The organism is Lutimaribacter marinistellae (assembly GCF_042648365.1).
Taxonomy (GTDB): domain Bacteria; phylum Pseudomonadota; class Alphaproteobacteria; order Rhodobacterales; family Rhodobacteraceae; genus Lutimaribacter_A; species Lutimaribacter_A marinistellae.
The window spans coordinates 462,136-475,351 of the sequence record NZ_JBHRXI010000004.1; the positions used below are offsets into that span (position 1 = coordinate 462,136).

Annotated in this window: 15 protein-coding genes; 6 read left to right on the plus strand and 9 right to left on the minus strand. The window is 60.2% G+C overall.

What is annotated here, in order from left to right; genetic code table 11:
• Positions 1-9 precede the first annotated feature (9 nt).
• From nqrE to ACFORG_RS06740, 5 genes are read right to left on the minus strand one after another with little or no spacing between them, the layout of a single operon-like run.
• Complete coding sequence (gene nqrE / locus ACFORG_RS06720; protein WP_386734617.1) at positions 10-618, minus strand: NADH:ubiquinone reductase (Na(+)-transporting) subunit E; 609 nt, start codon at positions 616-618, stop codon at positions 10-12.
• A complete protein-coding gene (locus ACFORG_RS06725; protein ID WP_386734618.1) occupies positions 618-1,271 on the minus strand; it encodes an NADH:ubiquinone reductase (Na(+)-transporting) subunit D in 654 nt (217 codons plus the stop codon). Before ACFORG_RS06725 ends, nqrE begins: the two co-directional genes overlap by 1 nt.
• Positions 1,271-2,071, minus strand: coding sequence for a Na(+)-translocating NADH-quinone reductase subunit C (locus ACFORG_RS06730; protein ID WP_386734619.1), 801 nt, complete (start codon positions 2,069-2,071; stop codon positions 1,271-1,273). Before ACFORG_RS06730 ends, ACFORG_RS06725 begins: the two co-directional genes overlap by 1 nt.
• Positions 2,064-3,272, minus strand: coding sequence for an NADH:ubiquinone reductase (Na(+)-transporting) subunit B (locus tag ACFORG_RS06735; protein WP_386734620.1), 1,209 nt, complete (start codon positions 3,270-3,272; stop codon positions 2,064-2,066). The genes ACFORG_RS06730 and ACFORG_RS06735 overlap by 8 nt, the downstream gene beginning before the upstream one ends.
• A gap of 5 nt (positions 3,273-3,277) precedes the next feature.
• A complete protein-coding gene (locus ACFORG_RS06740) occupies positions 3,278-4,621 on the minus strand; it encodes a Na(+)-translocating NADH-quinone reductase subunit A (RefSeq protein ID WP_386734621.1) in 1,344 nt (447 codons plus the stop codon).
• 273 nt (positions 4,622-4,894) lie between these two features.
• Here ACFORG_RS06740 and ACFORG_RS06745 point away from each other — a divergent pair, with 273 nt between their 5' ends.
• Positions 4,895-6,010, plus strand: a complete 1,116-nt coding sequence (locus ACFORG_RS06745) for a THUMP domain-containing class I SAM-dependent RNA methyltransferase (RefSeq protein ID WP_386734622.1) — start codon at positions 4,895-4,897, stop codon at positions 6,008-6,010.
• 50 nt (positions 6,011-6,060) lie between these two features.
• Here the strand turns inward: ACFORG_RS06745 and ACFORG_RS06750 are convergent, their stop codons facing one another.
• Positions 6,061-6,255: a DUF1127 domain-containing protein gene (locus tag ACFORG_RS06750; RefSeq protein WP_386734623.1), complete on the minus strand. Its 195-nt coding sequence runs from the start codon at positions 6,253-6,255 to the stop codon at positions 6,061-6,063.
• Between the two features lie 199 nt (positions 6,256-6,454).
• Between ACFORG_RS06750 and hslV the strand changes: the two genes are divergently transcribed.
• The 3 genes from hslV to ACFORG_RS06765 all read left to right on the plus strand — a co-directional run bounded on the left by hslV (position 6,455) and on the right by ACFORG_RS06765 (position 9,704).
• On the plus strand, positions 6,455-7,015 hold the full coding sequence (gene hslV, locus ACFORG_RS06755) for an ATP-dependent protease subunit HslV (RefSeq protein ID WP_386734624.1): 561 nt from the start codon (positions 6,455-6,457) through the stop codon (positions 7,013-7,015).
• A 63-nt stretch (positions 7,016-7,078) separates the two neighbouring features.
• Positions 7,079-8,380: an ATP-dependent protease ATPase subunit HslU gene (hslU, locus tag ACFORG_RS06760; RefSeq protein WP_386734625.1), complete on the plus strand. Its 1,302-nt coding sequence runs from the start codon at positions 7,079-7,081 to the stop codon at positions 8,378-8,380.
• A 118-nt stretch (positions 8,381-8,498) separates the two neighbouring features.
• Positions 8,499-9,704, plus strand: a complete 1,206-nt coding sequence (locus ACFORG_RS06765; protein ID WP_386734626.1) for an MFS transporter — start codon at positions 8,499-8,501, stop codon at positions 9,702-9,704.
• Here the strand turns inward: ACFORG_RS06765 and ACFORG_RS06770 are convergent.
• Genes ACFORG_RS06770 through ACFORG_RS06780 form a run of 3 tightly spaced genes read right to left on the minus strand, consistent with a single transcriptional unit; the run spans position 9,701 to position 11,984 of the window.
• Positions 9,701-10,288, minus strand: a complete 588-nt coding sequence (locus ACFORG_RS06770; protein ID WP_386734627.1) for a Smr/MutS family protein — start codon at positions 10,286-10,288, stop codon at positions 9,701-9,703. The genes ACFORG_RS06765 and ACFORG_RS06770 overlap by 4 nt on opposite strands.
• Entirely contained in the window at positions 10,288-11,331 is a 1,044-nt protein-coding gene (gene mltA, locus ACFORG_RS06775; RefSeq protein WP_386734628.1) for a murein transglycosylase A, read from the minus strand. The genes ACFORG_RS06770 and mltA overlap by 1 nt, the downstream gene beginning before the upstream one ends.
• Complete coding sequence (locus tag ACFORG_RS06780; RefSeq protein WP_386734629.1) at positions 11,328-11,984, minus strand: Tim44/TimA family putative adaptor protein; 657 nt, start codon at positions 11,982-11,984, stop codon at positions 11,328-11,330. Before ACFORG_RS06780 ends, mltA begins: the two co-directional genes overlap by 4 nt.
• A 108-nt stretch (positions 11,985-12,092) precedes the next feature.
• Here ACFORG_RS06780 and ACFORG_RS06785 point away from each other — a divergent pair, with 108 nt between their 5' ends.
• A complete protein-coding gene (locus ACFORG_RS06785; RefSeq protein ID WP_386734630.1) occupies positions 12,093-12,617 on the plus strand; it encodes an FxsA family protein in 525 nt (174 codons plus the stop codon).
• A gap of 70 nt (positions 12,618-12,687) precedes the next feature.
• On the plus strand, positions 12,688-13,197 hold the full coding sequence (gene secB, locus ACFORG_RS06790; RefSeq protein ID WP_386734631.1) for a protein-export chaperone SecB: 510 nt from the start codon (positions 12,688-12,690) through the stop codon (positions 13,195-13,197).
• Positions 13,198-13,216 lie beyond the last annotated feature (19 nt).

Consider the following 13,216-nt stretch of genomic DNA (forward strand, 5'->3'; position numbering starts at 1 on the left):
TGCGCCCCCTTACAGTTTGACGCCCGAGAAGGACATGAAGGCCAATGCCATCAGACCTGCCGAGATGAAGGTGATGCCGAGACCCTGAAGACCGTCGGGAATATCGGAATACTTGAGCTTTTCCCGCACGCCAGCCATGGCGGTGATCGCCAGCGCCCAACCAAAGCCGGAGGAGAGGCCATATGTCGTCGCCTCGGCAAAGTTGTAGTCACGTTCCACCATGAACAGCGAGCCACCAAGGATGGCACAGTTCACCGTGATGAGCGGCAGGAAGATTCCCAGCGCGTTGTAGAGCGGCGGGAAAAACTTATCGAGCACCATCTCGAGGATCTGCACCATCGCGGCGATCACGCCGATATAGGTGATCAGTCCAAGGAAGGTCAGGTCGACATCACCGAAGCCCGCCCATTCAAGCGCACCGGGCTTCAAAAGACCGTTCAGCAACAGGTTGTTGGCTGGAACGGTGATCGCCTGCACGACCATGACAGAGATACCAAGGCCGATCGCGGTCGAGATCTTTTTCGATACGGCGATAAAGGTACACATGCCGAGGAAGAAAGACAGCGCAAGGTTTTCGACAAAGATGGCCTTTACGGCCAGCGAAATGAGCCCTTCCATCAGTGAGCCTCCACCGATTGGATCTTGTATTCACGCTCTTCGACCTGGGCGGGTTTCCAAGTGCGGAACGCCCAGATGATGAGACCGATGATGAAGAAAGCCGACGGTGGCAGAAGCAGCATCCCGTTCGGGACATACCAGCCGCCGTTGTTGACGGTCTCGAGAATCGTCACGCCAAAGAGTGAGCCGGCGCCGAACAGCTCGCGGATGAAGCCCACGAGCATCAGGATCAGGCCGTAGCCCAGACCGTTGCCGAAGCCGTCGAGGAACGAAGCGACCGGCGGGTTCTTCATCGCGAAGGCCTCGGCCCGGCCCATCACGATACAGTTGGTGATGATGAGACCCACGAACACCGACAGCGTTTTCGAGATTTCGAAGGCATAAGCCTTGAGGATCTGGTCAACGAGAATCACGAGCGACGCGATGATGACCATCTGCACGATGATCCGGATCGAACCGGGGATCTGGTTGCGCAGGATCGAGATGAAGAAAGACGCAAACGACGTCACGAAAGTCACGGCCAGCGCCATGACGAACGCCACCTGCAGCGACGATGTCACGGCCAGCGCCGAGCAGATGCCCAGCACCTGAAGGGTGATCGGGTTGTTGTCGACCAGCGGATCGACGAGCAGTGATCTGCGTGTCTGGGGCATTAGATTTCTCCTGCCTTCAGCCGGTCGAGGAAGGGGCCATAGCCCTGTTCACCCATCCAGAACCGGACAAGGTTGTCGACACCGACGCTGGTTAGGGTCGCCCCGGCCAGCGCGTCCACGTAATAGTCTCGGCCCGCCGGTGGCGGCGCCTTGGCGACGGTGATCTGGAGTTCGCCGCTTTCGTCGAACAGTTTCTTGCCATTCCACAGCGCTTTCCAGCGGGGGTTGTCCACTTCGGCGCCGAGGCCGGGGGTTTCGCCGTGCTGATAGAATTGCAGCCCGTAGATGTCGTTGCCGTTCTCTTCGAGCGCGATGAAGCCATAAAGCGTGGACCACAGACCATAGCCCTCGATCGGCAGGATTACCTTGTCGATGCCGCCGGCATCGTCCCGCAGCAGGTAGACCGTCTGGAAATACACCTGATCACCCAGCCCGGCCGGATCCTCGTCAAGCGCGCGGACGATCGCCGGATCGCGGGTCGTGGCCAGTTCGTCATAGGTTTCAAGGTCGAACTGGTCGGTGAATTCCCCCGTCGACAGGTCCAGAACGTGCGGTTCGAATGCTTCGAACGCTTCTTCGACGTCGAGGCCCGGTTCATAGATGCCGGCGACCTGCAGCACGTTCACTTGTTTGTCGCGCTGGCGGTTGGCGTCCTGGATGGGTCGCAGCGAAACCGCCGCGGCCGAAACGACCATCGAGGCGAAGAGGCACAGGGCCACGGCGACAAAGATCGTCTTGCCGACCGAGTCCGGCGGCGCGGCCAGGAAGCGGGCGATGGGGCCTTGCTTTTTCTCAGGCATGGCGGCGGACCCTCCGTTTGATGTTGGCCTGCACGACGAAATGGTCGATCAGCGGGGCAAAGACGTTGCCGAACAGGATTGCCAGCATGATCCCTTCGGGGAAGGCGGGGTTGAGAACGCGGATGAGAACGACCATGACACCGATCAGCGCGCCGTAGATCAGCCGACCCATGTTGGTATGCGCTGCCGATACGGGTTCGGTCACCATGAAGGCGAGGCCGAAGGCGTAACCGCCGAGAACGAGGTGCCAGTACCAGGGCATCGCGAACATCGGGTTGGTATCCGATCCGATGACGTTAAGCAGCAGCGAGAACCCGATGGTGCCGGCAAGGCAGCCAACGATCAGGCGCCAGTTTGCGATTCTTGTTGCCAGCAGGAAGGCAAGACCGATCATCGCGGCAAGGGTCGAAGTTTCGCCGATGCAGCCCTGAATGAAGCCAAGGAAAGCATCCATCCAGGTCATGCCTGCCGCCGCGAGTTCCTGGTAGCCTTGCTGCGCGGAAACCGACAATGCGGTTGCGCCGGAATAGCCGTCAACCGGCACCCAAACCGAGTCGCCGGACATCTGAGCGGGATAGGCAAAGTAAAGGAAGGCACGCCCGACCAGCGCCGGGTTGAGGAAGTTCTTGCCGGTGCCGCCAAAGACCTCCTTGCCGATCACCACACCGAAGGCGATGCCAAGCGCGACCTGCCAAAGCGGCGTCGTCGCAGGCAGGATCAGGGCATAGAGCATGGAGGTCACGAGGAAGCCCTCGTTCACCTCGTGTCCGCGCACCGTGGCGAACACGACTTCGCAGATGCCGCCCGCAACCAATGTGACGATGTAGATCGGCAGGAAGTAGAGCAGGCCGTGCATGAAACAGGCAAAGATATTGTCGGGGTTCAACCCGATGCCCAGCATCTGCAAGAGACCGATCCGCCAGCCGGTTGCCTGTTCGGCGCCCACGGTCAGCAGCGCGGAGTTGGCCTGGTAGCCAGTGTTGTACAGGCCGAACAGGATACAAGGGATTGTCGCAATCACGACATAGGTCATGATGCGTTTCATATCGATGTAAGACCGGGCGTGCGGAGCAACCGTGGTCACTGTGCGCGGCGTATAAAGGAAGCTCTCCACCATCTCATAGAGGGGGAAGTACCTTTCGTATTTGCCGCCCTTTGTGAAGTTGGGCTCGATCCGGTCAAAGAAGCTGCGCAGACCCATCTGGCTCAGCCCTCCTTCTCAATCTTGGTCAGGCTGTCGCGAAGAGCGAGCCCATATTCATACTTGGCCGGGCAGGCAAAGCCCACGAGGCCGAGGTCTTCTTCGTCGAGTTCCATTGCGCCCAGCGCCTGCGCAGTGTCGGTGTCCATCACGAGAAGCGCGCGAAGCAGCTGCGTCGGAAGGTAATCCTGCGGCATCAGCCGTTCGAACGTCCCGATCGGCACCATCGCGCGACGCCCGCCATTCAGGTTCGAGGTGAGGTTGAACAGCTTGCCCGACAAGGCAGAACCCAGCACAGGCTGAACCGCGTATTTCGATGGCATCGGACGGATCCAGCCCATCGGAATCTGCTCGCGGTCCTCTTCGATGATCGTCACCTGTCTGGCGTAGCGCGAGAGATAGGCAAATGGTCCTTCGGCGGCCAGACCCGAGAGGATGGAACCGGAAATGACTCGAACCGGCTTGTCCACGGCGACTTCATGCGCGGTCAGATCGGTCAGCGATGCGCCCATCGTGGTCCGGATCAGCCGCGGCTGTCGGCAAGCGGGGCCGCACAGGGCGACAACCCGGTTTGAATCCAGGTGACCGGTGCGCATCAGGCGGCCAATGGCGATCACATCCTGATAGCCGATGGTCCAGACCATGTCCGACGCGGTGAGGGGGTGGAGAAAGTGAATATGCGTACCGGCAAGGCCCGCAGGGTGGGGGCCTTCGAAACTTGCCACCTGAACACCCGGAAGATCGCCACCGGGAATTGCGGCACCCGGTGCCTGGCACAGCCACGTCGTTCCTTCGGTCAGGGCGGACACGGCCTTCAACCCGGTTGCGAAGTCGTCCGGAGCGTCATTGATGATCAACTCGGCCTCGGGCGAGAGAGGTTCGCTTTCCATCGCAGTGACGAAAACCGCCTCGGGAGCAGTGCCGGGGACGGGCAGCTTGGAATAAGGGCGGGTGCGGAAACTGGTCCAAAGGCCCGCAGCGCAGAGTTTCTCGGTGATGCCGGCAGCCGTGGTGCTGTCTCCGACACCCGAGAAATCGACACCCACGTCGTTGGGGTCGGTCACCTCGATCACGACGGACTGCAGCACACGGCGTGCGCCGCGATTGATCGCGACCACCTTGCCGGTCATCGGCGCGACCATCATCGCCTCGGGCGCGTCCTTGTGCGCGAAGAGCGGAGCGCCCCGCTGAACGCTGTCCCCCTCCTGTGCGATCATGCGCGGCTTGAGCCCGACATAGTCGGCTCCAAGCACGGCAACGGTCCCAAATTCAGGTCCCGGATGGATCTTTTGTTCGGGCGCCCCGCTCACCGGCAGGTCCAGCCCTTTCTTCAATTTGAAAGTCTGCATGTCGCTTCGTTCTTTCGAGCCCGATCCGCTTTGCGGCTAGTTCCAGATGCAGGATGCGCCGCGAAAGTGCACCCCGCCAGCTTGCGCAATCGGCCGCCTGCACGAGACGTCCCATTTCGCGCGCACGTTTACGCGGGAAGTCTGGCAAAGGCAAACACGTTCGGAGTTCGAATCTTTGTATACTACGGAATACAGTCAATGTGACGCAGCCTCGCGAACCTCGATGCCATAAAAACGGTCGCCCAGCGCGCGCGATGCGCATAAAGCAGTGGAATGGTATCCAGTTCGACACATGAAATCTTCCTCGCAGCCACGCCCGGCCTTGAACGCCCACTAATGCAGGAGGCGGTCGAGCGCGGCTTTTCCGGAGCAACAGTTGTACCCGGCGGCGTTACCGTCACGGGCGACTGGACTGAGGTTTGGCGCGCAAACCTGCTGTTGCGCGGTGCCAATCGCGTGCTGTTGCGGTTCGCACAGTTTCCGGCCGTGCATCTTGCCCAGTTGGATAAGCGGTCGCGGAAACTGCCGTGGGCGGATCTCTTGAAACCCGACGTGCCTGTCAGGGTTGAGGCAACCAGCCGACGTTCGCGGATCTATCACGCCGGTGCAGCACGTGAACGGGTCGAAAAGGCGATCGCCGATACATTGGGCACCCGTATCGACCCAGAGGCCGAGGTGAAAATCATGCTCAGGATCGAAAAGGACATGTGCACCTTCTCGGTCGATACCTCGGGCGAGTTGCTGCACAAGCGCGGCTACAAGCTGTCGGTCGCCAAGGCGCCCCTACGTGAGACGATGGCGGCAATGTTCCTGCGCGAATGCGGTTTCACCGGAGGAGAACCGGTGGTCGACCCGATGTGCGGATCGGGCAGCTTCGTGATCGAGGGGGCGGAAATCGCCGCGGGCCTGGCGCCAGGCCGGGATCGGAGCTTTGCTTTCGAGCAGCTCGCGACGTTTGACGCGGATGCCTGGCAACGGATCCGGGGAACTATCGAGACCGGTGCGCCTCAAACCCTCTTTTTTGGCTTTGACCGGAACCCTGGTGCGGTGGATGCAGCGCGCAGCAATGCCGAAGCTGCTGGGATCGCGGATTGGACACGGTTTTCGCAGGCTACTGTCAGCGCGCTGAAGCCACCCCCAGGTCCGCCGGGCCTTGTCATCGCGAACCCGCCCTACGGCCTGCGGATCGGCGATGAAAAACGCCTGCGCGCGCTGTATGGATCGCTTGGAAAGGTGCTGATGGAGCGTTTCTCGGGCTGGCGCGCGGGGATTGTTACAAGCTCACAATCTCTGGCCCGTGCCACGCGTTTGCCTTTCGAACCGGCCGGACCGGTGGTCGATCATGGCGGCACCAAGGTACGGCTTTACCAGACGGCTCCCCTGAAATGAAAAAGCCGCCCCCGGGGAGCGGCTTTCATGAACCGTGAGTGTGCATTGGTTCAGAGCTTCGAGATATCGTCGCGGGTCAGTCCGATATCGTCCAGCTGACGATCCGACAGGTCGCTGAGGATGGCGCGGGTTTTGCGCGACGCGTTCCAGTTGGCGAGGTCGGTCTTGATCGAGAGTACGGCATCCACCACGCGGAGAGTTGCGACTGCTCCAAGTGGCGCATGCATCTGGGGTGCTTGTGCCATGAGATGTTCCTTTGAATGAGAAGCAGCCGGTTCATCGCCGGTTGCAGCGCTGATGTAGGCGGGATGCTGCACTTGCACAATTGCCGCCTTGGCAGTCCCGTATTGCGTCTTTTGCATATCTTTTGGGCGATTTGTGAACGGTTGCTCCGACCGGGCGCGCGGCCCATATAGGAATGGTTTTGAATTCAAGGAGCGCGATATGGCAGAGGACACATTCCCCGGCTGGCACGGCACCACGATCGTCGGCGTCAAGAAAGGCGGGCAGGTCGTCATCGCCGGGGACGGGCAGGTCAGCCTGGGCCAGACGGTGATCAAGGGCAGCGCGCGCAAGGTGCGACGCCTCAGCCCCGGCGGTTTTGATATCGTGGCCGGGTTCGCGGGATCGACCGCCGATGCTTTTACCCTGTTGGAGCGGCTCGAAGCCAAGCTGGAAGCGACGCCGGGCCAGTTGGCCCGCGCATCGGTGGAACTTGCCAAGGACTGGCGCACAGACAAGTACCTGCAAAAGCTTGAGGCGATGCTGATCGTGACCGACGGCCGCGATATGTTCGTGATCACCGGTGCTGGCGACGTGTTGGAACCGGAACATGACGTCGCCGCGATCGGATCAGGCGGGAATTATGCCCTGGCTGCGGCCCGGGCGATGATGGACAGCGACCGCTCAGCAGAGGAGGTTGCGCGCGCCGCGATGGCGATCGCCGCTGACATCTGTGTCTACACGAACGGCAACCTCACCGTCGAGAGCATCGGCGGCAGCTGATCGGCCCCGCTCTTGCACCTCGGGCTGACCGATGCCACGTCCTATCGGACCAAGGAGAAATGAATGACCGACCTGACACCGCGTGAAATCGTATCGGAACTTGACCGCTTCATCATCGGCCAGAAAGAAGCCAAGCGCGCCGTCGCCGTGGCGTTGCGCAATCGCTGGCGGCGCAAGCAGCTGAGCGACGATTTGCGCGACGAGGTGTATCCCAAGAACATCTTGATGATCGGGCCCACCGGCGTCGGCAAGACTGAAATCAGCCGTCGCCTCGCCAAGCTGGCGCGTGCCCCTTTCATCAAGGTCGAGGCCACCAAGTTCACCGAGGTCGGTTACGTCGGGCGCGATGTGGAACAGATCATCCGCGATCTCGTCGACTCTGCCATCATACAGACCCGCGAATACATGCGTGAAGACGTGCGGGCCCGAGCGCACCAGAATGCCGAAGAGCGCGTGATCGCCGCGATTGCGGGCACCGACGCCCGCGAAGCCACCCGCGACATGTTTCGGCGCAAGCTGAAAGCAGGCGAGCTGGACGATACCGTGATCGAGTTGGAGGTTTCAGACACGTCGAACCCGATGCCGATGATGGAACTGCCCGGTCAACCCGGCATGGGGATGATGAACCTGGGCGATATCTTCGGCAAAGCCTTTGGCGGCCGAACGGTCAAGAAAAGGATGACGGTCGCTGACAGTTACGAAATTCTTCTGAGCGAAGAAGCCGACAAGTTGCTGGATGACGAGACGGTCAACAAGACCGCGCTCGAAGCTGTCGAACAGAACGGAATCGTGTTTCTGGACGAAATCGACAAGGTCTGCGCCCGCACCGATGCGCGCGGAGGTGATGTCAGCCGAGAGGGCGTGCAGCGCGACCTGTTGCCCCTCATCGAAGGAACAACAGTGTCAACCAAGCATGGCGCCGTCAAAACCGACCATATCCTGTTCATCGCGAGCGGCGCATTCCACATCGCCAAACCTTCGGATCTTTTGCCCGAGCTTCAGGGGCGTCTGCCGATCCGGGTCGAACTGCGTGCGCTGACCGAAGGTGATTTCGTTCGTATCCTGACCGAAACCGATAACGCACTGACGCGGCAGTATACAGCCCTGATGGGTACTGAAAGCGTGACCGTGGAATTCACCGACAACGGGATCTCGGCACTGGCGCGAATCGCCGCCGAGGTGAACCAAAGCGTCGAGAATATCGGGGCGCGCAGGCTGTATACCGTGATGGAACGCGTCTTTGAGGAACTGTCCTTTGCTGCCCCGGACCGCTCTGGCGATACCGTGACTGTGGACGAAGCCTTTGTTGAAAAGAACCTTGGGGAACTTGCGCGTTCCACGGACCTGAGCCGGTACGTCCTGTAATCATTTGACTGGACCTCACAACCCGGTCGGGTAGCGTGGTCGCAAATTGACCCATGAGGTAACCAGTGCGCCCCCTATCCCGCGGACCCCGCGTCCAGCCATGTTGAACACGGGCGCCATGAGAACGTTCCTGAAACAGAATGCCCGCTGGCTGGCGGCTGGCGGGCTTCTGACCTTTCTGTCCAGTTTCGGGCAGACCTTCTTCATCTCGGTGTTTGCCGGTGAGATCCGCGAGACGTTCAACCTGAGCCATGGCGCTTGGGGCGGAATCTACACGCTGGGCACGACGGCTTCGGCGGTTGTGATGGTCTGGGCCGGCTCGCTGACCGATCAGTTCCGCGTCCGGCAACTCGGCCCTCTGATCCTTGTCGGTCTTGCAGCGGCCTGCCTTTCCATGGCCTTCAACCAATGGGCTTGGGGGCTGGTCCCGGTGGTTTTCCTGTTGCGGTTCTTTGGGCAGGGGATGTCCAGTCACATCGCGATGGTCGCGATGGCCCGATGGTTTACCAAAACACGGGGCAGGGCGTTGTCGATAGCAACAGTAGGGTTTGCTGTTGGAGAGGCCGTTCTGCCGCTGCTCTTCGTATCTGCAATGACGGTGTTCGACTGGCGCATGCTCTGGGTGGTTGCTGCCGCGATCGCTCTTCTGGGGATTCCCGTTCTTTGGAAGCTTTTGGCAGAGGAACGTACTCCGCAGAGCTTTGCACAATCCTATGTCACCTTCGGTATGGAGGGGCGGCACTGGACCCGAAAACAGGCCCTTGCACATCCGCTGTTCTGGATGATGGTTCCCGCGATTTTGGGGCCTGCGGCATTCGTCACCGCATTCTTTTTCCACCAGGTTCACCTGGCCGAGCTCAAGGGCTGGGCCCATGTCGAACTGGTGGCCCTTTTCCCGCTTTACACCGCCATAGGCATGGCATCGATGTTCGCTTCGGGCTGGGCGCTCGACAAGTTTGGCACTGCGGGCCTGATGCCATTCTACCAGTTGCCCATGGCGGCCGGTTTCCTGTTTTTCGGCCTCGGCGACAGCACGGCGATGGCAGTTCTTGGTATTGCCTTGATCGGGGTGACGACGGGCGCGAATTCCACTTTGCCTGCGGCATTTTGGGCGGAATTCTACGGCACCGCGCATATTGGAGCGATCAAGTCGCTTGCCACTGCCGTCATGGTCCTTGGATCGGCCATCGGGCCCGGCCTGACGGGTTTTCTGATTGACCTCGGCTGGGGACTGGAAGGACAGTTCAACGCGATTGCGTTGTATTTCTGCCTGACGGCGGCTTTGACCTGGCTGGGCGTTTCGCGCGCGAAACAATTACTCTAGCTGCGGCGCCGCAGGTAAACGTAATACGCTCCGCCACCGCCATGACTTAGATGCGCCGGCGCGATCTGCAGGACGGCCTGCGACAATGGGGGCATCGACAACCATTGCGGCACCTGGTTGCGCAGTACACCGCGAGGCGTTGGGATTGGTCCGGGTTCGTCCCGATCCTTGCCCTTACCGGTGATGACCAGAACCAACCGTTTACCGGACGCCTGCGCAGAGAGGATGAACCGGATCAGGGCGGGGTGAGCGGCATCGACGCGCATACCATGCAGATCTAGCCGACCCTCGGGCTTCATCTTTCCGCGGGTCATCCGGGTGAACGCCTTGCGATCCATTTGGACCGGCGCAGCCCTCAATTCCTCCGCGATGGATGGTTTCAGATGATGCCCGTTAGTCGAACGAGACGCCCGCTGCCCAAGTTCAAACGCCTCGATACGCGTTTGGGGCCGCTTCGTCGGCGTCGGCTTGGGAAGAGGTTTCTGCCTGTTTTCCTTGCGGCTTTCAGGGTGCAGCCGTTCTGCGCGGGCGGCTACCTTTTGCCATAGCTCGACCTCTTCGGGAGTCAGTTTTCGCCGGGTCATCAGAATTCATCCGGCAGCAACGCATAGGCCCGCTGGATCGGCAGCAAGACAACCATCCTTCCCGGATCGCGCAGTCGGCCGGCGGCCAAGCCTGCGTCGTGCCCGGTTCCGAAAAAGATATCTGCGCGTTGGGCTCCCTTGATGGCGGAACCGGTATCCTGAGCAATCATCAGTCGTCGGATCGGATCAGCTCCATCCTTCTCGACCCAGACCGGCGCGCCAAGCGGGGTGAATGCAGGGTCGACAGCGATGCTGCGATGCGCCGTGACTGAGCGGTTCATCGCGCCCAAGGGTCCATGCTCGGCAGCGACACGGCGAACCTCGCGGAAAAAGACATAGGACGGATTGTGATACAAAAGTTCCTGGCCCTCGGCCGGGTTTCGACGAACCCAGTTTCGGATAACCTGCGCACTAACCTGATGTGCGTCGTAAATCCCTCGACGTACAAGCTCGACCCCGATCGACCTGTAGGGATGACCGTTGGTTCCGCCGTAGCCCACACGAAGAGAGCCACCATCAGGCAGCTTGATCCGGCCCGATCCCTGTATCTGGAGAAAGAACAGCTCGACCGGGTCATCGACCCAGGCGATTTCGAGTCCCCGGTTTTCCATCACCCCACTGGACAGAATGTCGCGCCGGGGGAGCCACGGATTCTGCTCCTTCGCTTCGGGCGGCATTTTGTACAGAGGGTATTGAAAGCGCCCGGACGGGTAGCGGGATCCGTCTAATTCGGGCTCGAAATACCCGGTGAACAGGGCCTTTTCGCCGTTCTCGATCAGCACAGGCCTGAAAAACAGCTCAAAGAATGCGCGCGGATTGTCCGGGCCTTCTGATTCGGCAACGGCACAAAGAGTTGTCCAATCTGGGTCGTCGAAGTCGCGGCAAGTATTGAGAAAAACGTTCAGCGCCGCGCCATGGTCGTCATCCGACCATCCGTCGAGATCCTTGAACTCGAGAATGGAATGCGTCGCCTCGGACTGGGCCGCACCGGCGAAGGCCATCACAGCCCCCGCCAGGAAGACAGACCGAAGCGCTGCAATCATGCGTCCGTGGCAACAAGGAGCCAGTTCGGGTCGGGGCTGCCCATAACGCGGGCGAAGGTCCAGACGTCCTTCTGACGTTTGACGGTATTCGGACTACCCTCGACGATTTCACCAGCGCGATCGCGAACGACCGAGGTCAGCTCACCAACCAGACGGATTGTTATCTCGGCTTCGTTGGTATCCTTGTCAAAGCGCGCATCGACAAGAGCAACCTCGCGGACACCGATGAACTCGGCCTCGATGGTAAGGCCCTGTTCCTCGCGATGGCGCACAACCTCGGCGAACGTCTCATAGACATCTTCGGCAAGGTAGGGGCGGATCTGCTCCACCTCTCCACGCTCGAAACTCATCACGATCATCTCGTATGCGCCGCGCGCACCCTGAACAAAGTCACTGACCGAGAAGCTGGGTTCGACCCGTTTCATGGCAGCAAGGGTTTCAGCCGTGTCGCTGTCTTCGGGCACGTGATCGGTGATATCACGGTCAGGACCGCCCTCTATCACTTCGAACTCGGGCTTGTTACGGTCCGCGTTCTGTTTGGGCAAGGGTGGTTTTTCGAATCCTTCACGCGTTCCGAGTACGCTTTTCAGTCGCAAAATCAGAAAGATCGCAATACCGGCCAACACAAGAAGCTGGAGCAGGGGTGAGTTCATTTCTTCCTCGTCTTGGACCCGGGGCTTTAAAAGCCGCCGCTTTCGCTCCTATGTAGGGGAGAGGTGGGTGCAAGTCCACCATTCCGCCGTTTCGAAAGGACGCAGCCGATGTATCTGTTTCTGGCCTTCCTGCTGGTTCCGATCCTCGAGATCGCCCTGTTCATACAGGTTGGCGGTCTGATCGGGCTATGGCCTACACTCGGTATCGTCGTCCTGACGGCGGTCTTGGGCACTTGGCTGGTCCGTACGCAGGGCCGCCTGGCAATGGGCCAGTTGCAGCGAGCATTTTCGGAACTGGATGATCCCACCGAACCATTGGCACATGGCGCGATGATCCTGTTTTCCGGGGCATTGCTGCTGACGCCGGGTTTTTTCACCGATGCCATCGGCTTTGCCCTGCTCGTTCCCGGAATACGCGTCGCAGTCTATCGCTACATACGAAAGCGCGTCCGCGTGACGCAGTTTCAGATGGGTCCGGGACCCCGGCCCGGAGGGCCGCACCATGGCGGACCTCATCATGGAGCCTACGGTCCAGTCGGTGGTGACATCATCGATGCTGATTACGAAGAGGTGAAACCGCGGCATGACCCCGATAAACCGTCGGGCTGGGTAGAAGGGCCGGACGGGCGCTGAAAGGCGGCATTGAGCACGGCATTCCAAGCTGGTAAGCAACTGCCAAACTTGTTTTTGGGAGCCAATCTTTATGTCTGATACTCAAGCTGCAACCGATACCACGACTGCAAAACCCGAACAGCAACCGCAGGTTCAAATGCGGGTTCTGGGCCAGTTCATTCGGGACATGTCCTTTGAAAACGTCATGGCGCAAAAAGGTGCGTCAGGGGACGTTCAGCCTGATGTCAGCGTGCAGGTGAATTTGGATGCCAAGAAGCGCCCGACCGATCACCAGTTCGAGGTGGCGATCAAGCTCAAGGTCGAATCCAAGGCCAAAGGAATGGACGATGTGCTGTTCCTGTTCGAAATCGATTATTGCGGCATTTTCCACGTCGAAGGCGTGCCGGAAGAACAGTTGCATCCCTTCTTGCTGATCGAATGCCCGCGGATGTTGTTCCCGTTCCTGCGCCGGATCGTGAGCGACGTGACGCGCGACGGTGGTTATCCGCCGCTCAACCTCGACAATATCGATTTCGTCCAGCTTTACCGCAACGAGATCGCCCGCCGTCAGGCAGAGCAGGCAGGCACTGCACAAGCCTGAGACTATGCGCCTGATCCTT